At 70.7% G+C, this 15736-nt stretch carries 24 protein-coding genes; 22 read left to right on the top strand and 2 right to left on the bottom strand.

The genetic code is table 11. From position 1 onward, the window contains the following. Position 1: 1 nt before the first annotated feature. The 6 genes from ssb to ACIBNA_RS09415 all read left to right on the top strand — a co-directional run bounded on the left by ssb (position 2) and on the right by ACIBNA_RS09415 (position 3119). The gene (ssb, locus tag ACIBNA_RS09440; RefSeq protein ID WP_399164629.1) at positions 2-487 is read left to right on the top strand and encodes a single-stranded DNA-binding protein; all 486 of its coding nucleotides are present in this window, start codon (positions 2-4) and stop codon (positions 485-487) included. 120 nt (positions 488-607) lie between these two features. Further along, on the top strand, positions 608-781 hold the full coding sequence (locus ACIBNA_RS09435) for a hypothetical protein (protein WP_399164628.1): 174 nt from the start codon (positions 608-610) through the stop codon (positions 779-781). 59 nt (positions 782-840) lie between these two features. Further along, on the top strand, positions 841-1425 hold the full coding sequence (locus tag ACIBNA_RS09430) for a hypothetical protein (protein WP_399164627.1): 585 nt from the start codon (positions 841-843) through the stop codon (positions 1423-1425). An 81-nt stretch (positions 1426-1506) separates the two neighbouring features. Then, entirely contained in the window at positions 1507-2139 is a 633-nt protein-coding gene (locus ACIBNA_RS09425; RefSeq protein WP_399164626.1) for a hypothetical protein, read from the top strand. Beyond that, complete coding sequence (locus ACIBNA_RS09420; RefSeq protein WP_399164625.1) at positions 2136-2327, top strand: hypothetical protein; 192 nt, start codon at positions 2136-2138, stop codon at positions 2325-2327. The genes ACIBNA_RS09425 and ACIBNA_RS09420 overlap by 4 nt, the downstream gene beginning before the upstream one ends. Before the next feature lie 99 nt (positions 2328-2426). Next, the gene (locus tag ACIBNA_RS09415) at positions 2427-3119 is read left to right on the top strand and encodes a hypothetical protein (RefSeq protein WP_399164624.1); all 693 of its coding nucleotides are present in this window, start codon (positions 2427-2429) and stop codon (positions 3117-3119) included. Positions 3120-3125: 6 nt separating this feature from the next. Here ACIBNA_RS09415 and ACIBNA_RS09410 read toward each other — a convergent pair whose 3' ends face one another. Further along, the gene (locus ACIBNA_RS09410; protein WP_399164623.1) at positions 3126-3344 is read right to left on the bottom strand and encodes a hypothetical protein; all 219 of its coding nucleotides are present in this window, start codon (positions 3342-3344) and stop codon (positions 3126-3128) included. Between the two features lie 298 nt (positions 3345-3642). On the opposite strand from ACIBNA_RS09410, the gene ACIBNA_RS09405 reads away from it, so the two are divergent. The 7 genes from ACIBNA_RS09405 to ACIBNA_RS09375 all read left to right on the top strand — a co-directional run bounded on the left by ACIBNA_RS09405 (position 3643) and on the right by ACIBNA_RS09375 (position 7258). Then, a complete protein-coding gene (locus ACIBNA_RS09405) occupies positions 3643-4506 on the top strand; it encodes a hypothetical protein (protein WP_399164622.1) in 864 nt (287 codons plus the stop codon). Between the two features lie 16 nt (positions 4507-4522). Further along, positions 4523-4669 carry a hypothetical protein gene (locus tag ACIBNA_RS09400; protein ID WP_399164621.1) on the top strand — a complete coding sequence of 49 codons (147 nt, stop codon included), beginning with the start codon at positions 4523-4525 and terminating at the stop codon, positions 4667-4669. Positions 4670-4680: 11 nt separating this feature from the next. Continuing rightward, positions 4681-5187, top strand: a complete 507-nt coding sequence (locus ACIBNA_RS09395) for a hypothetical protein (protein ID WP_399164620.1) — start codon at positions 4681-4683, stop codon at positions 5185-5187. Next, positions 5184-5825: a hypothetical protein gene (locus tag ACIBNA_RS09390; RefSeq protein ID WP_399164619.1), complete on the top strand. Its 642-nt coding sequence runs from the start codon at positions 5184-5186 to the stop codon at positions 5823-5825. Before ACIBNA_RS09395 ends, ACIBNA_RS09390 begins: the two co-directional genes overlap by 4 nt. 142 nt (positions 5826-5967) lie before the next feature. Beyond that, positions 5968-6183: a hypothetical protein gene (locus ACIBNA_RS09385; RefSeq protein WP_399164618.1), complete on the top strand. Its 216-nt coding sequence runs from the start codon at positions 5968-5970 to the stop codon at positions 6181-6183. A 152-nt stretch (positions 6184-6335) separates the two neighbouring features. Then, entirely contained in the window at positions 6336-6707 is a 372-nt protein-coding gene (locus ACIBNA_RS09380) for a hypothetical protein (RefSeq protein ID WP_399164617.1), read from the top strand. Positions 6708-6856: 149 nt separating this feature from the next. Continuing rightward, positions 6857-7258 carry a helix-turn-helix transcriptional regulator gene (locus ACIBNA_RS09375; protein WP_399164616.1) on the top strand — a complete coding sequence of 134 codons (402 nt, stop codon included), beginning with the start codon at positions 6857-6859 and terminating at the stop codon, positions 7256-7258. On the opposite strand, the gene ACIBNA_RS09370 is transcribed toward ACIBNA_RS09375, so the two are convergent. Then, a complete protein-coding gene (locus ACIBNA_RS09370; protein WP_399164615.1) occupies positions 7249-7800 on the bottom strand; it encodes a hypothetical protein in 552 nt (183 codons plus the stop codon). The genes ACIBNA_RS09375 and ACIBNA_RS09370 overlap by 10 nt on opposite strands. 235 nt (positions 7801-8035) lie before the next feature. On the opposite strand from ACIBNA_RS09370, the gene ACIBNA_RS09365 reads away from it, so the two are divergent. The 9 genes from ACIBNA_RS09365 (at position 8036) to ACIBNA_RS09325 (ending at position 15731) form a co-directional block, all read left to right on the top strand. Next, positions 8036-8506 (top strand): DUF4429 domain-containing protein, encoded by a 471-nt coding sequence (locus tag ACIBNA_RS09365; RefSeq protein WP_399164614.1) that lies wholly within the window; start codon positions 8036-8038, stop codon positions 8504-8506. A gap of 70 nt (positions 8507-8576) precedes the next feature. Further along, positions 8577-9074, top strand: a complete 498-nt coding sequence (locus ACIBNA_RS09360; protein WP_399164613.1) for a helix-turn-helix domain-containing protein — start codon at positions 8577-8579, stop codon at positions 9072-9074. Further along, positions 9061-10314, top strand: coding sequence for a PBSX family phage terminase large subunit (locus tag ACIBNA_RS09355; RefSeq protein WP_399164612.1), 1254 nt, complete (start codon positions 9061-9063; stop codon positions 10312-10314). Before ACIBNA_RS09360 ends, ACIBNA_RS09355 begins: the two co-directional genes overlap by 14 nt. Positions 10315-10488: 174 nt before the next feature. Beyond that, on the top strand, positions 10489-12093 hold the full coding sequence (locus ACIBNA_RS09350; protein ID WP_399164611.1) for a phage portal protein: 1605 nt from the start codon (positions 10489-10491) through the stop codon (positions 12091-12093). Then, positions 12026-13186, top strand: coding sequence for a phage minor capsid protein (locus ACIBNA_RS09345; RefSeq protein ID WP_399164610.1), 1161 nt, complete (start codon positions 12026-12028; stop codon positions 13184-13186). The genes ACIBNA_RS09350 and ACIBNA_RS09345 overlap by 68 nt, the downstream gene beginning before the upstream one ends. Before the next feature lie 67 nt (positions 13187-13253). Next, positions 13254-14006 (top strand): hypothetical protein, encoded by a 753-nt coding sequence (locus tag ACIBNA_RS09340; RefSeq protein WP_399164609.1) that lies wholly within the window; start codon positions 13254-13256, stop codon positions 14004-14006. A gap of 50 nt (positions 14007-14056) precedes the next feature. After that, entirely contained in the window at positions 14057-15019 is a 963-nt protein-coding gene (locus tag ACIBNA_RS09335; protein WP_399164608.1) for a DUF5309 family protein, read from the top strand. Positions 15020-15028: 9 nt separating this feature from the next. Continuing rightward, positions 15029-15391: a hypothetical protein gene (locus ACIBNA_RS09330; protein ID WP_399164607.1), complete on the top strand. Its 363-nt coding sequence runs from the start codon at positions 15029-15031 to the stop codon at positions 15389-15391. Next, positions 15384-15731: a hypothetical protein gene (locus tag ACIBNA_RS09325; RefSeq protein ID WP_399164606.1), complete on the top strand. Its 348-nt coding sequence runs from the start codon at positions 15384-15386 to the stop codon at positions 15729-15731. Before ACIBNA_RS09330 ends, ACIBNA_RS09325 begins: the two co-directional genes overlap by 8 nt. Positions 15732-15736 lie beyond the last annotated feature (5 nt).

Below are 15736 nucleotides of genomic sequence, written 5' to 3'. Positions count from 1 at the left end.
CTTGTCTCTGCCCACCATGACGGGCGTCGGACGCCTCGTCGACGACCCCGAGCTCCGCTTCACCCAGTCCGGCAAAGCCGTCGCCAACATCCGGCTCGCCTTCAACTCCCGCCGTCTCAACCAGCAGACCCAGCAGTGGGAGGACGGTGACACCTTCTGGGTCCACGGCACCGTCTGGGAGAAGCTCGCCGAGCACGCCACCGAGACCCTCGCCAAGGGCATGGAAGTCGTCGTCACCGGCGAACTCCGCACCGAGCAGTGGGAGAAGGACGGCCAGAAGAACAGCCGCCCCGCCCTCCTCATCCGCTCCATCGGCCCAAACCTTGCCTACGCCACCGCCCAGGTGACCAAGGCCAGCACCCAGCAGAACGGCGCACAGCAGCAGCGGCCGGCACCCCAGCAACGCCCCCAGGTCCAGAACCGCCAGGCCCCGCCCCAGGACGACCCCTGGGCCACCGGCCCCAACGGCAACGAACCCCCGTTCTAATGCGCACCATCGCCACCGCGCTCCTCGCAGCAACACTCCTCACCGGATGCAGCGACACCCAGCGCGAACCGACCCCGGCGCCACAAGCACCACCGACGCCACCAGCCGAACGGAGCTGACATGGCCGTCGTCGTACACCTGACGGGCCCTGACGACCTCGCCGAAATCGTCGAAGCGCTCGTGACCGCAGCCGAAGCCAAAGAGGCCCACGCCCCCGAGCTGGCCGACCGCTGGCGCAACCTCGCCAACGACTTCGGCGACGCCCTCGACACACTCCCCACACCCCAGCAGTAACCACCACGGACAGGGGCCCCACGCAGGGACCCGCCCCGGACACCACCCGGAGGCACCCCATGTCCATGCCACGCTGGCTCCGAAGGAACCAGGAACCGGAACCGGTTCGCCCCGCCCCCGCGCGCCTGTCCACCGACTTGGCGCCCAGCCCGCTCACCGTCCTCGCCCGGGACCTCCTGGACTCGAAGGACGAGGCCGCGCGCTGGAAGCGTCACGCGGACACGTACGCCGACGAGCGGGACACTGCCGTGAAGGCCTTCAACGCGAAGGTGCTGGAGGCGGAGGACCGTACGAGGGAGCGTGACGGTGCGTACCGCGAGCGCGCGCAGCTCCTCGCCTGGCTTGCTGCGCTGCACCCGTCATCGGCCGTCATCGCGCCCGCCCTCGATGTCGACGGCGAGGACGGCTGGCAGCTGCTGTTCCTCGTGGCCGGCGGCTGGCAGATGTCCTGGCACATCGCCCCGACCGATGCCGCGCTTTTCGAGCACGTTGAGCACGTCGACTTCGCCGACCCGCGCGCGCAGTGGGATGGGCATGGCACGGAGCAGAAGTACCAGCGGATCCGGCAGCACGTCCGGCTCCTGGCGCTCGAGGACGCCCCGTCAACGCCCGTCGCGACGGAGCCGGAGGCGCGCAGTGCTTGAGGTCTTCGCCTTCGTCGTCCTGGTCGTCGTCGCCGCCGGCCTTCCCCTCGCCCACTGGTCGCACGAGCCCTGGAGGAAACCGTGACCGAACGCCCCGCTGCCCTCGACGCCCTCCTCGGGCACGTCGCCGCCAACCTCCCCGACGAGACCGAGCAGGCCGCCGCCGAGGAGAAAGCCCGCCGCGCCATCGCCCCACTGGAGAAGGCCGTCCGCGCGGCCAAGGCCCAGGAGCGCGCCGAGATCCGCGAGGCCACCCTCAGGATCGCTGCCCACCACCTGCGCACCACCCTCTTCAGCGCGGTGTACGACGACATGGGCCAGAAGGCCGCGGAGGGCGTGACCCGGGCGGTCGACGAGCTGCTCCGTATGGTCGGCCTGACACCGCCCGCCCCTGACACCGCCCTCGCGGACCTCGACCGCATCCCCCTCGCCCGTTCCGTCCGGTACATCGTCCGAGGCGCGCCCGATGTGCCGGACGAGTACAACGAGACCCGCACCGTCGCACCGACCGAGATCACCCTCACCTACCGCGCGACCCCGGACAGCCAGCTCGGCCGCGTCCACGCGTACGTCAAGGGCTGGTGGATGCACAACGGCGCGCGCGTCCACGCCGAGGCCGTCGGCCGGCACTTCCACGGCGACCTCGCCGAGTGGCCGGAGTGGCTCGCGGCGGAGGCCCGACTGCACGACCCGGAAGCCCAGGGGGCGTCATGACGGGGTTCACCCGCGGCTTCAAGCTGCACCTGCGCGACGGCCAGGTCCTCGACGGCGCCGCCTTCCCGTCCGGCCGGGCGGTCGTGATCGACGACCCCGAGTACGGCCTCGCCACGGTCGCGACCTCGGTGGACGAGCTGCTGAAGGGCTACCACCGCGCCCGCATCGAGTGGGCCGAGGACACCTGAGCATGACGAAGGGGCGTGCGCCACAACGTCTTGCCGGACCAGGCGCACGCCCCCAGGTGGAGATCACCGTACCGCCCCACACACCACAGGAGCAGCACCGTGACCACCGCCGCCGACGACCTCGACACCATCACCGAACGCTGGCCCACCCTCCACGAAGCCGCCGGCACCCGCCCCACCACCACCTGGCCCCCCGCCATGGGCATCACCCGCCTCATGACCGAAGAGGAGCGCCAGGAGCAGGCCGCGGAACGAGCCGACACCAACCCCGACGCCCCCGGCCCCCGCCCCACGCCCATCGACGTCGACGTCCTGGACGTCATGACGACCATCGAGACGGGCCTCCTGACGACCGCCGACTGGCTCGCCGAGCGCGTACAGCGGCCAGCCTTCCGCGCCACCACGGGACGCGGCTGGAGCGACGACGTCCACCGCCAGGTCGTCCTCCTCGCCGCCAAGGACGCCGCGGACCCGCGCCGCTGGAAGTACACGGGCCAGCGCGACGCACCCACCGCGGCGGAGTGGCTGTCGCTCCGGCTCCGGAACGCGCCTGGGCCGTTCCGCGCGCTCGACGAGGGCGAGCGCCAGGCCGTGGAGAACGTCGCCCGGATGGGTGTGGAGCTGCTCCGGCGCACCCTCGGCGAAGCCCGCCGCAAGGAGGCTGTGCCGCACCCGTGCCCGCAACCGTGCGGCGGCCAGCTGGTCGTCGAAGGCGGAGACGGCGCGCCGCCGGTCGTGCGGTGCGAGGACTGCGGCCGCACCTGGACGGAAGCGGCCGCTGACGTGGCGTGACGCCCGTCAGCCCGCCCAGCCGATGTCCAGGACGTCGATCCCGTCCGGGTACGCCGCGATGGTGATCCACGACCAGGGCCCGAACAGCGTGGCGGCGTCCCACCCGCCCGGGGCCGGCCACGCTTCCCGGCGGACCAGGGCGGCCGCGATCAGCTCCATCACTTCGCGGCGGCCGTCCTCGGTGAGGTCGGCCAGCACGTCCTCCGCCCGGACAGCGAGATCCACTCTGTACGGCATCGTGCACCCCCGTGCTCGTGATCAAGGGGCAGCACGGTACGACAATCCACAGGACTCTGTGGGGGCCTGTGGATAACCCTCCGCGTCCGAGGGATCCACACAAACCCAGGGGGCGTGACGCCCGTCAGCCCCCGTTGCTCGTTGAACACGTAGCACTACCCGCGCACCGCGCGGTACCGTCACGGACGGCAGATGCCCCCCGTAGGGCGTCACCTCCAACGAAGCGAGCCCCGGCAAGGAGACTCCAACTCCCGCCAGGGCTCTGACCACAGGAGAGTGACCTCCTATGGCTGAGCTGCACCCTAGTGCGCCCGCCCCCTCATACGACACCCCGACCCCGCGATGGGTGTCCCTCCTGACCGATGTTGGCCGGCCCGTCGTAGCCGCCTGGGTCATGATCATGTGTGCCCCCGGTGAGCACCACCTCGGCAAGCTCGCCGGGTGGAACGACACCCTCGCCTGGGGCATGGCCGGAGTCCTCGCCGCGTACGCCGGCATCGCGGCCGCCGTCGCCTCCAAGCGCCCCAAGGGCGCCCCCGGCAAGAAGTCCGCGGTACTCGGTGCGTGGCTGTCCCTCGCCACCGCCATGAGTGCCCAGCCTGTGAGCCACATGTTCGTGACTGGGCACTGGACCGCCGAGCCGCGCCCGCCCGTGTGGCTGGTCGTCACGGTCTCGTGCATCCCGCCGCTCGTCCTCGGTCACCTTCTGCACCTGGCCGCGACGCCCGTGCGCGTGACGCCCGTCGCCGCCCACGCGCAGCCCGAGACGGCCCCCGTCATCCCGCCCGCGCCCACCGAGTCACCCGCGATCGAGGCCGCACCGCCCGCCAACGTCTGGGCGCACGCCGTACCCGAGGGCGCGCGACTCCTGGCGATCGTGCCCCCGGTGACGGCGCCTGCCACTGTCCCGGCACCCACCGCGGCGCCCCCGCAGCGGATCAAGTACGACGACCCTCGGTGCGAGGCGATCCGCCCGCTGTACGACACCGGCCTCCGCCCGGGCACCAAGGCCATGCGCGCCGCGATCATCGCCGCCGGGTTCGCCGACTGCTCTGACGGCATCATCCGCGGCACTCTGCGCGCCGAGATCGAGCGCCACGAGCCGCACTTGGCGCAGCTCCCGCCCGCGCCCGTCGCCTTCAGCGCCTGACCGCACCATGCCCGCCGTGCTGTTCGGCGTGTTCTGTGCTGCGTGCGCGCTGGTCGCGCTCGTCGGTCTGGCCCTGGTGGTCCCCAGCGACGTCCCCAAGATCAGCGGGACGTGCGCGTTCATCGTCACCCTCGCCGCGCTTTACGCGGCCATCGTCCGCTGAAGGACACCCCCATGCCCTACATGGCCATCAATCTCGGTGGCGTCACCCTCGGCGTTGCCGTCGTCCTCGTCGTCATCCTCCGCTGGGTGTTCAGGGAAGGCCATCGCCCGGCCGCCCTGGTCCCGTTCGTCCTCTCGCACCTCTACGGCATGCTCGCCGCCCTCGCCGCCCTCGGCTCCTGGTCCGCCCTCGGCGCCGGCACCTGGGCCACGCTCTGGGCCGCGAACGTCGCCGGGTACGCCGGACTCGTCTGGGGCGTCGGAGGCACGGCCCCTGACATCACCCGCGCGAACCAGCTCGTCCTCACAGAGGGCGGATACGCGATCGTCTTCCTGCTCACCGCCGTGCTCATCGCACTGTGGAAGTGGGCTCCGAAGGTCCCCAACTGGAAGATCGCGGCAGGCGTGTTCTCCGGCGTCGCCGTGGCCTTGTCCGGGAACGTCGCTGGCGTCGCTGCCGTCCCGCTGGGCTCGTCGGCCAACATGCTCGGCTCGTGGTTCACGGCGGCCTTCGCATGAGCGGCCAGGACGCCGAGCCGGAGGAGCAGCCCGCGGTCGCCGAGCCGGGGGAGCGGGCCGAGAGGATCGCCCGCCTGGTGCTGACGCTCGTGGCCGGCCTCGCCCTGTGGGGCGTGCTCGCCGCCTTCCCGTACATGGCGTACATCGTCGTCGGCGTCCTCGGCACCGTCGGCTGGCAGCAGGGCCGGGCCCGGCTCCGAGGGCGCCGCAGCGGCGAGGGGGAGCAGCCCGAGGAGGCGCCGCCGCCGGACGTCGGCGAGGCCCTGCGCCGCCTCGTCGGCAACGACAACGGCGTCCTCCTCACCCGCCTGCGCGACGACCTGAAGGTGCCCGACACCAAGGTCGTGAAGCGCCTCCTCGAGGCCGAGGGCATCCCGTGGAAGGCCGTGCGCACATCGGCCGGGAACGGGCCGGGCGTCCACAAGGACGACATTCCGGCCGCCCCCTCCCCTGTCGCCGACGCGCATGGGGACGGTTGTTGTTGCAGGTCAGGCGACAACGGCAACAGCGACAACGGCTCGGGGGACGAGGCCCGAGAGGGGTTCCGTGTAGTGCGCATCGGCACCGATGGGCGGATCGTCTACGACCTCGCCGATACCCAGCTGCACCACCCCGTCGACGGACGAGGGAGGGGGTGATCGTCATGCTCCGACGCCTCCTCGCCGCCGTCCTCGGCTACGAGCAGCCGCCGCTGGACTACTGCCCCAACTGCGCCGGCCACTTCCCGCCGAGCCACTTCCCCTGCGACTGATGATCTGTACCCGAGAGAGGATGAACACCATGAGCGAGCGTGTGAAGGTCAAGGTGCTGCTACTGATCGGCGATCAGGCGGAGATCGTCGCCGATGTGCCGCCGGAGGAGCGCAGCGAGCCGACGCGGTACCCGGCCGGGGAGATCGCCGATGCGGTCGGACTGACGCCCCGGGAGCTGCCCGGGAGGGCGCTGACGGCATCGGTGGGCTCGGATGATCGGCTGTCGGGTTGGCAGCTGGCCTGACGGCTGGTCACGGCCCCGGTCCGCGTGCAGGATCGGGGCCGTTTCCTTCCCCGCAAGTGTTGTAATTCAGTGCATCACTGTGTCACAATGGATCTGTCAACGGGAAGGGGCCGCGAACCCCAACCCACCACCCACAACGGAAGGAAGCCGAAATGGCCGACTCCGAAGACTTCGTCATGGGCCACCTGGCCTCTCGCCTCGGCGAGATCTACACCGCCCTCGCTCTGCTCTGCATGAGCCTGCCGGTCGAGATCGTCCTGCCCGTCGGCGCGGTCACCAACATCGAGACCATCCCGGCCGTCCGCCGGGTCGCCGAGATCGTTGAGGACCAGCCGATGCCAGAGGAGGTGCAGGCCGAGCTGTACGCCTCCTGCGTCTTCTGGCTCGGGGCGATGGACCTGTACGGGATCCTCACGCAGGACTACCACAGCGTGCGAGCCCAGTCCGCTCTCGCGAACCTGATCACGGCCGAGCAGTCGGCACGCGAAGTCGCCGAGTGGATCAAGGACCAGCACCAGAGCTGATCAGCACCATCGCCCCCGGCACCCAGCCGGGGGCGACCCCATGCCCAGACACAAAAGGACCGGCAGGCCCGAGCCGAAGCCCAGACACCCCCAGAGGGGCGCTCGCGAAAACCTGCCGGTCACCACCCAGCCGAAAGGGCCGGACCACCATGGTAGAACCCCCCACCGAGGGCGAGACACTCCGCGAGATCGCCACCCGCCACGGCCGCGCGTACAACACCCTCCGCAACCAGTGGTCCCGGCATCCCGCCTGGCCGGACCCGCTCCCCGAGAAGCGCGGCCGCTCGTACGTCTACGACCCCGCCGCCGTGGACCGCGTCATCGCCGAGCACTTCGAGCGCCAGGCCGTCGAGCTGGAGCCCCGCCGCCTCTACACCGCGCGCGAGATCGAGGCCCTGACGGGCGTCACAGCGGCCACCATCCGCGCCGACCAATCCCGGGACCGGTGGCCGGCCCCCGACGACACCTCCACACGCGCGCACCGCTGGTACGGAGAGACCGTCACGGCGGCCCTGACGGCCCGTCGCGGGTACCGACGGGCTCAGGGCTGATCGATCTCATTCAGATTGCCCAGCGTGTCCCGACACCAGCGCACACCAGCGTTGTCGGTGAACAGGATGGCTGGTCGGTGATCATTAAGGTTCTCGCCATCAGCCAGGTGCGACCTGAACTCCGCACTGTCCTCTGCGCCAAGCACGGGTACGACTCGCGCGCCTTCAGGTAGCTGATGAGCGGTAGCCGTCGCCACCTGAAGGTGTTCGCCGAACGTGGCCATCACTTGATGGATCGGCTCGTCGCTGAGGTTGCGCACACGGACGAGCCAGCGGTGATCCACATCGGGACGGGTGCCCACTGCTACCTGGGCAGCCTGAATCGATACCAGGTTGGCCTGGGACCGGCGGCGTTCGTCCGCTTGAGCTTGCAGCTCGGCTCGCTCCAGGCGGAGGTTGGCTGACTGCTCAGCAATGAACTGGCGCTGCTCGCCGATCTGCTCTCGCTGACTCCTGATCGTCTGGTACGCGAAGAGGGCCGCGCCCCCGGCGAACACCGCCGCTGCCCAGGTGGGCACGTCGCCCCAGTCCACTGCACTCACAGACGCACCGTAGACGCTGTCCTCCGCCCTCACCCTGAGTTCGGCCGACAACACCGCTCGGCTCCGAGCACTTACGTGGTTGAAATCTCGTGGATCATGCCGCATTCTGGGGGGCAAGTCCGGCGTGCCCGGACACCGACCGGCCCGCCCCAGATGAGCGGGCCTTTGTCGTTCCGGTCCCAGCAACATGCCCCACGTGCCACGATGCCCCCACAGCAGCAAGGGGGGTAACACCATGATCGACATCAGCGGCCAAGGCGGACAGATCCAGTTCGACGGCCAGTACGTCACCATCACCCGCAAGGGATTCCTCGCCCGCGCCACCCACGGCAAGGGTGAGAAGCGCCTTCACGTCTCGCAGATCGCCGCAGTCCAGTGGAAGCCCGCCGGGCCCATGGTGAACGGGTTCATCCAGCTCACCGTGCCGGGCGGCATCGAGCAGCGTTCCAAGTTCGGCAGCCAGACGCTGGACGCCACGAAGGATGAGAACTCGGTCATCTTCACGAAGAAGCAGCAGCCAGAGTTCGAGAAGCTCCGCGCGGCCCTGGAGCAGGCGATCGCCGCCCAGCACGCACCGCAGGCGCCGGCCGCCGCAGCGCCAGCCTCCCTCGCGGACGAGCTGGCCAAGCTCGCCCAGCTCCGGGACCAGGGGATCCTGAGCCCAGCCGAGTTCGAGGCGCAGAAGGCGCGGCTCCTGTCGCAGTAGCTCCACCCGCTGACCGGCCCGGCCCCGCCCGTGCGAGGCCGGGCCTATTCATGCCCGGGAGGTGACCGCCATGGGGAAGGCCCGCCCGGTCACCGACGAGGACCGCGAAGCCGTCCGCAGCCTCCACGCCGAGGGCAAGGGCCGCAACGAGATCGCCAAGATCTTGAAGCGGTCCGGACGAACGATCAGCGCTATCGCCGACGACCTCGGGCTTTCCTTCGCCCGCGCCGCAGAGGTCCGGGCGGCCACCGAGGTCCGCCAGGCCGACCTGGAAGCCCGACGCACCGCGTTCGCCGTCACGCTCCAGGACATCGCCGAGCGCGAGGCCGCGAAGATGTCCCAGCCGCACCTGTACTGGGACTGGGGCGGCAAGGAACACGACTTCGACACCTACGAGGCCGCCGAGCCGACCCCGGCCGACAAGCGCGCCCTCATGGCCACCGTCGCCACCGCCGTAGACCGCTCCCTGAAGCTCGTGCCGCCGAAGGACGAGGACGGCTCCGGCGAGGTCGGCTCGCTGCTGACGAACCTCTTCGACCGGCTGCGAGAACGCCATGGGGACAACTGACCTGCGGCTGTCCGACAAGCAAGAGATCTCCATCGCGCACTCCACAGCGTGGCTCAACGTGTGGGAGGGCTCGGTCCGGTCGGGCAAGACCATCGCGAGCCTGCTGCGCTGGCTCATGTACGTCGTCACCGCGCCCCACGGCGGCCAGCTGGTCGTCGTCGGCAAGACCTACGACACCGTCGCGCGTAACGTCTTCGGCCCGCTCCAGGACCCGAGCATCGTCGGACCGCACATCGCCAAGATGGTCACGTACACCCGCGGCTCCAGCGTCGCCTGGATCCTCGGCCGCCAGGTCGAAGTCATCACGGCCAATGACGCCAAGGCCGAGGCCCGGCTGCGCGGGCTCACCGGCGCCGGCGCCTACGTGGACGAGATGACGCTGCTGCCGAAGGAGTTCTTCAAGCGGCTCATCGACCGCCAGTCGGTCCCCGGCGCACTGATCTTCGGGACGACGAACCCGGACAACCCGGGCCACTGGCTGCGCAAGGAGTGGTTGAACAGGGCCGACGAACTCGGCATCCGCACCTGGCACTTCACCCTCGACGACAACCCAGCCCTCTCCGCCGAGTACGTCGCCCGCATGAAGGCCGCCTTCACCGGCCTCTGGTACCGGCGATACATCTTGGGCCACTGGGTCCAGTCCGAGGGCGCCATCTATGAGATGTTCGACGAGAAGGTCCACGTCGTCGACGACATCCCGAGCATCACCCGCTGGCCGTGCGACGCGATCGACTACGGCACGGTCAACCCCTTCGCCGACCTGCTCATCGGGCTCGGCAGCGACCAGCGGCTCTACGTCGTGTCCGAGTACCGGCACGACTCCCGCACCACCCGCCGGCAGATGACCGACGCCGAGTACTCCGCAGCGCGCCGCCAGTGGCTCGCTGCTCAGGGTGTACGGCCGGAGTTCACCGTCGTCGACCCGTCCGCGGCGTCGTTCATCGAGCAGCTGCACCGGGACAACACCCCCGGCGTCGTCCCGGCCGAGAACAGCGTGCTGGACGGCATCCGCACCGTGGCCGCCCTGCTCGGCGCGGACCGGCTCCGCATCCACCGCTCGTGCACCGGCCTCATCGATGAGTTGCCGGGCTACTCCTGGGATGACGAGGCGGCGGAGAAGGGTGAGGACAAGCCCATCAAGGTCGACGATCACAGCTGTGACGCGCTGCGATACGGCGTCCGTACGACTGAGGCCCTGTGGCGGCCGCATATCCCGATGCTCCTGGAGGTGGCCGCCTGATGGCTCGTCTCGGCCCGGTCCCGGGCTTCCCGCGCTGGACCGGCGTGCGCGCCTCAGCTGACGGCCCCACTCACGTGCGGGACGGCCGCCTCATCTTCAACGTCAACGTTCGCCTGACGCGCCGCGCCCGCCTGTGGGCCCGCTGGCGCATGCTCACGGGGAGGTGGAACACGGATGCCTCTGCCTGACCGCGACATCGCGTGGCCGCCCACAGACCCGGTCGTCCAGACCGCGCTCGCCGACTGGGACGCCTGGTACTCCAGCGACCCGGACCGGCTCGGCGACCGCTACCTCAACCGCGGCATCCGCGAACTCCCCGAGAACCGGCCCAGCCAGTACCGCGGCGGCGTCCTCGGCACCATCGCCAGGTGGTTCTGGGGCCAGCCCACAGAGCCCGGCCAGAAGCGCGAGAAGCTCCACATCCCCCTCGCCGGGGACATCGCGCGCACCAGCTCAATGCTGCTGTTCTCCGAGCCCCCGACCCTGTCCGGCTCCAACGACGCCACGAAGAAGCGGCTGGAGATGCTCCAGGAGCAGCTGCACCCGACGCTCCTGGAGGGCGGCGAGGTGTGCGCGGCCCTGGGCGGCGCGTACCTGCGGCTGGTCTGGGACGAGGAGATCTCGGATCGGCCGTGGCTGACCGCCGTGCCAGCCGACCAGGCCGTGCCGGACTTCGCGCACGGGCGCCTGCGCGCGGCGACGTTCTGGAAAGTGGTGGAGGTCGACGGGAACACGGTGTGGCGGCACCTGGAGCGCCACGAGCGCGGCCGGATCCTCCACGCCCTGTACGTCGGCACCCCAGGCATGCTCGGCCGCCGCGTACCGCTCCAAGACCATCCGTCCACCGAGCCGATCGCCCGGGAGATCACCTCCGAGGACTGGATCGACACCGGGGCGCCGAAGCACCTGACCGCCTCGTACGCGCCCAACGTCCGCCCAGCCCGCGCCTGGAGGAACATCCCGGCCGCCGCCTACTGGGGGCAGTCCGACTTCCAGGGCATCGAGCCCCTCATGGACGCCCTGGACGAGACCTGGTCCAGCTGGATGAGGGACATCATCAACGGCAAGGGCCGCATCGTCGTCCCGAACTCAATGCTTGACTCCCTCGGCCCCGGGCAGGGCGCCGCCTGGAACGAGGAACGCCGGATCTACTCCGGGCTGAACATGCTTCAGCGGCCCGGCGACCCGAACCCGCTGGAGGTCGTGCAGTTCGAGATCCGCGTCCAGCAGCACATGGACACCTGCTCCGCGCTCGTCGCCGAGGCCGCCCGGCAGGCCGGCTACTCCGCGAGCACGTTCGGCGAGCACGGCGAGGGCCAGGCGGTCACCGCGACGGAGATCAAGGCCCGCGAGCGCCGGTCGCTGATCACCCGGGCGCGGAAGGCCTTGTACTGGCAGCCAGCGATCGCAGATGCGCTCGCCGCGCAGCTGGCCGTGGAGGCCGGGCCGCTGTTCGGCGTCCGCGGCCTGGACCTGGAGCCGCCGGAGGTGGAGTTCCAGGACTCCATCAGCGAGGGCCTAGGCGAGCTGGCGACCACAGCGGAGCTGCTCAGCCGGGCCGAGGCCGCCTCCCGCGAGACGCTCGTACGTCTGGTCCATCCGGATTGGAAGGACGAGCAGGTCACCGCCGAGGTGGACAAGATCATGACCGAGTCCGGCCGGAACGTGGCTGACCCGGATGAGACCGGGGCCGAGGGCGAGGGGGTGCCGAATGCCGGTATCCCCAGCGATGGCGGAGGACCTGGCGGCCGAGGTGGCCCGCCTGTACGAGGACGCTGAAGCCGCGCTCCTCGAACGCCTCGCGAAGGCCCTGGAGGCGGACATCCAGTCGCCCCACTGGGCTGAACTCAAGCTCGCCGCCCTGGGAAACCTCCGCACCGCAGTGGAGGACGTCGCCAACGCCCTCCAGCAGGACACCGACGGCGCAGTACGCCGCGCCCTGACCGAGGCGTACAACCGCGGCCGCCAGGCCGCCGTCGCCGAGCTGGGAGCGCTGGACATCGGCCGGGAGCTGGTGGCCCGGGAGACGCTGCCCAACGCGCCGGCCGTGGACCGGCTCGCCGCTTCGATGGCGGCCGACACGCGGCCTGTGTACGCGCGGATCACGCGCGCGGTCGTAGACGTGTACCGGCGGATCGTGTCCGGCCCGGCCGGGAACGTCCTCCTCGGCACCATGACCCGACGGCAGGCCAGCCAAAGGGCGCTCAACCAGTTTGCGCAGCGCGGCATCACCGGGTTCGTGGACCGCTCCGGGCGCTCGTGGGACATGGCGTCGTACGCCGAGATGGCCGTCCGCTCCGTCACCGCCCGCGCGGCCGTGGAAGGCCACGTGGACGTTCTCGCCGAGATGGGCGTGGGCCTGGTCATGGTGTCGGACGCGCCCCTGGAGTGCGAGCGATGCGAGAAGTGGGAGGGCGAGATCCTCGCCCTGAACGGGCCGCCCGGCCCGCACACGGTCCTCGCCGAGCACGCGGCCCCGCCCGAGCAGCCCCGCCGCGGCCTACTGCGCCGCCGGTCCGAGACACCGCCGGTCGTCGTCCACGTCGCGGGGTCGCTCATCGAGGCCCGCGCGGCTGGCCTGTTCCACCCGAACTGCCGTCACAGCCTCGCTGCGTACCTGCCGGGTGTGTCCACCAGGCCGCCGCATCATGCGACGCCTGGGACGACGTACGAGGACACGCAGCGGCAGCGGGCGATCGAGCGGCACATCCGCCGCTGGAAACGGGAGCAGGCCGTGGCGATGGACGATGCCGCGCGCAGGCGCGCGGGGGCGTACGTCCGCAAGTGGCAAAAGGCGGCACGCGAGCATGTGGCCGCGCACCCGGACCTGCGGCGCAAGCCCGCCCGCGAGCAGATTGGCGCCGCACGGTAGGCGCCCCACAGACTCCCCGGCATCCGCCGCACGGCGACCGCCGGACGATCCCGCACGGGAGAACACCATGCAGCACCCTTTCAAGCACCCGCTCGCCACACACCACGCGCTGGAGGTGCTCGGCTACCGCCGCAACGGCTCGCCGATCTACGCCATCGCGGGTGGCAACGGCGAGGGCGAAGGCGGATCCGGCACCGGCAGTCAGGGCGGCTCCGGTGACGGAGGCGCAGCAGGCGGCCAGGGCGGGGGCGACGGCGGCTCCGGCGACCAGGGCTCGGGCCAGGGTTCCGGCGATGGCGGCCAGGGCGGCACAGGCTCCGGGGACGGAGACGGCACGGACTGGAAGGCCGAGGCGCGCAAGTGGGAGACCCGCGCCAAGACCAACCACACCGAGTTGGAGAAGCTCCGGACCGCGAACATGAGCGAGCAGGAGAAGGCCGTAGCCGAGGCGGAGAAGGCAGGCCGCACGGCCGCCGCCTCTGAGTACGGCCAGAAGCTCGCCGCCGCCGAGTTCCGCGCAGCCGTCGCTGCCGCCGGCATCGACCTCGGCGACGCCGCCGAGTACATCGACGTCAACCGATTCGTCGGTGAGGACGGCGAGGTGAATGTGGCCGCGATCAAGTCGGCGGTTACGAAGTTCTCCAAGCTCGCCCCCAAGGGGCCCGGCCGCTCCGGTGGCGACCTCGGCGGCGGCTCCGGCGACCAGGGACCCACCCTCGACCAGCAGATCGCGCAGGCCAAGGCGGACGGCGACTGGCGCCTGGCGATGCGGCTGGAGAACTCCAAGCTGCCCGGCCTGGCCGGAGCACAGCAGCAGTAACCCCGGGCCCGGCCATGGCCGCGCCCTATCACACCTGAAGGAGAGTGGCCATGGCCGGGATCACCGAGCTGGGCACCACGTACAACCTGCCGAACTACACGGGGATGCTGCACCAGCTGACCCCGTCCGACACGCCGTTCTTCTCCGCGATCGGCGGGCTGACCGGCGGCGGGCAGACGAACAGCATCGAGTTCGAGTGGCAGACCTTCGACCTTCGCGCCGCGGCGCAGAACGCGAAGCTGGAGGGCGCGGACGCGCCGACCGGCCAGGAGCGCGTGCGGGCGAACGTCTCCAACATCGTGCAGATCCACCACGAGACGGTCGAGGTCTCCTACACCAAGCTGGCCGCGGTCCAGGCGAAGTCTGGGATCAACAACGCCCAGTCCAACCCCGTCACCAACGAGGCGGACTGGCAGATCGAGCAGATGCTCAAGCAGATGGTCCGCGACATCGAGTACAGCTTCATCCAGGGCACCTACAACAAGCCCGCGGACAACACCACGGCCCGCCGCACCCGCGGGATCCTGGAGGCGATCACCACCAACGTCATCGCCGTGGACGCCGGTGCGGGCGCGCCGGGGCCGCTCACGGAGGACATGGTCCTGGACCTGCTCCAGTCGATCTGGGAGAACGGCGGCATCCAGGAGTCCGCGACCGCGACCCTGATGGCGAACGCCTTCCAGAAGCGGCAGCTCACGGACATCTTCATCACGCAGAAGAACTACCGCGAGGAGTCCCGCACGGTCGGTGGTGTCCGCGTGCAGACCATCGAGACCGACTTCGGCACGCTGAACCTGATGCTGAACCGGCACATGCCGGCCGCGTCGCTGGCGGTGGTGTCGCTGGAGCAGTGCATGCCCGTCTTCCAGGAGATCCCGGGCAAGGGGCACTTCTTCGCCGAGCCGCTGGCGCGGACGGGCGCGAAGGACCGTACGCAGCTGTACGGCGAGGTGGGCCTGAACTACGGCAACCAGCGCACCCACGGCAAGATCACGAACCTGACGACGAGCTGAGGCATCGCGATGACCTATGAGTTCCGCAACGAGAAGTACCCGCAGCTGGCCATCTCCAGTGTGGCCGGCCGCGTGCGCTTCACCGACGGCACGTTCACCACGGAGGACAAGGCCCTGGGGGAGGCTCTGCGCGCGCTGCCGGACTGGTACGGCGTGCAGCTGGTGAGCGCCCCCGACGAGGGGCCCGAGGACCCGCCTGGGGATGGTGAGGGAAGCGGCGACGGGCCGGGCGACGTGCAGCGTCCGGCCCGTTCCGCGTCCAAGGCCGAGTGGGTGGCCTACGCCGCGGCCGTCGCCCCGGAGACGGGCGGTCTCGATGAGCTGACCAAGGACCAGCTCATCGAGCAGTACGGCGAGCACGCCGATGGCTAGGACGGCCATCGCCGCGACTGCCGTCGGCGCCGCCGGGGTTGATCCCGGCGGCGTCGCTGTCGCGGCCGAACTCACCGACGGCAACAGCTTCACCTGGACCCGCAGTCGGCACCTGTACGTCGTCAACGGCGACGCCACCCCGCTGACCGTGACGGTGCAGACCCCGGGCACTGTCGGCGGCCAGGCCCTCGCCGTCGCCGACGCCGAATTCACCGTCCCGGCCGGCGGGGACCTGCTCCTGCCGGAGCTGGGGCCGGAGTTCCGCCGCCCGGACGGTTCCGTGTGGATCGACTACGCCGGGGCCGACGCGTCGGTCACAGTGGCCGTGCTGGACCTGTAGGGGGT

It is taken from the genome of Streptomyces sp. NPDC050164 (assembly GCF_044459945.1).
GTDB lineage: Bacteria > Actinomycetota > Actinomycetes > Streptomycetales > Streptomycetaceae > Streptomyces > Streptomyces coeruleorubidus_A.
The sequence above is the reverse complement of the archived record's forward strand: the minus strand, read 5'-3'. Positions and strand labels throughout refer to the sequence as shown.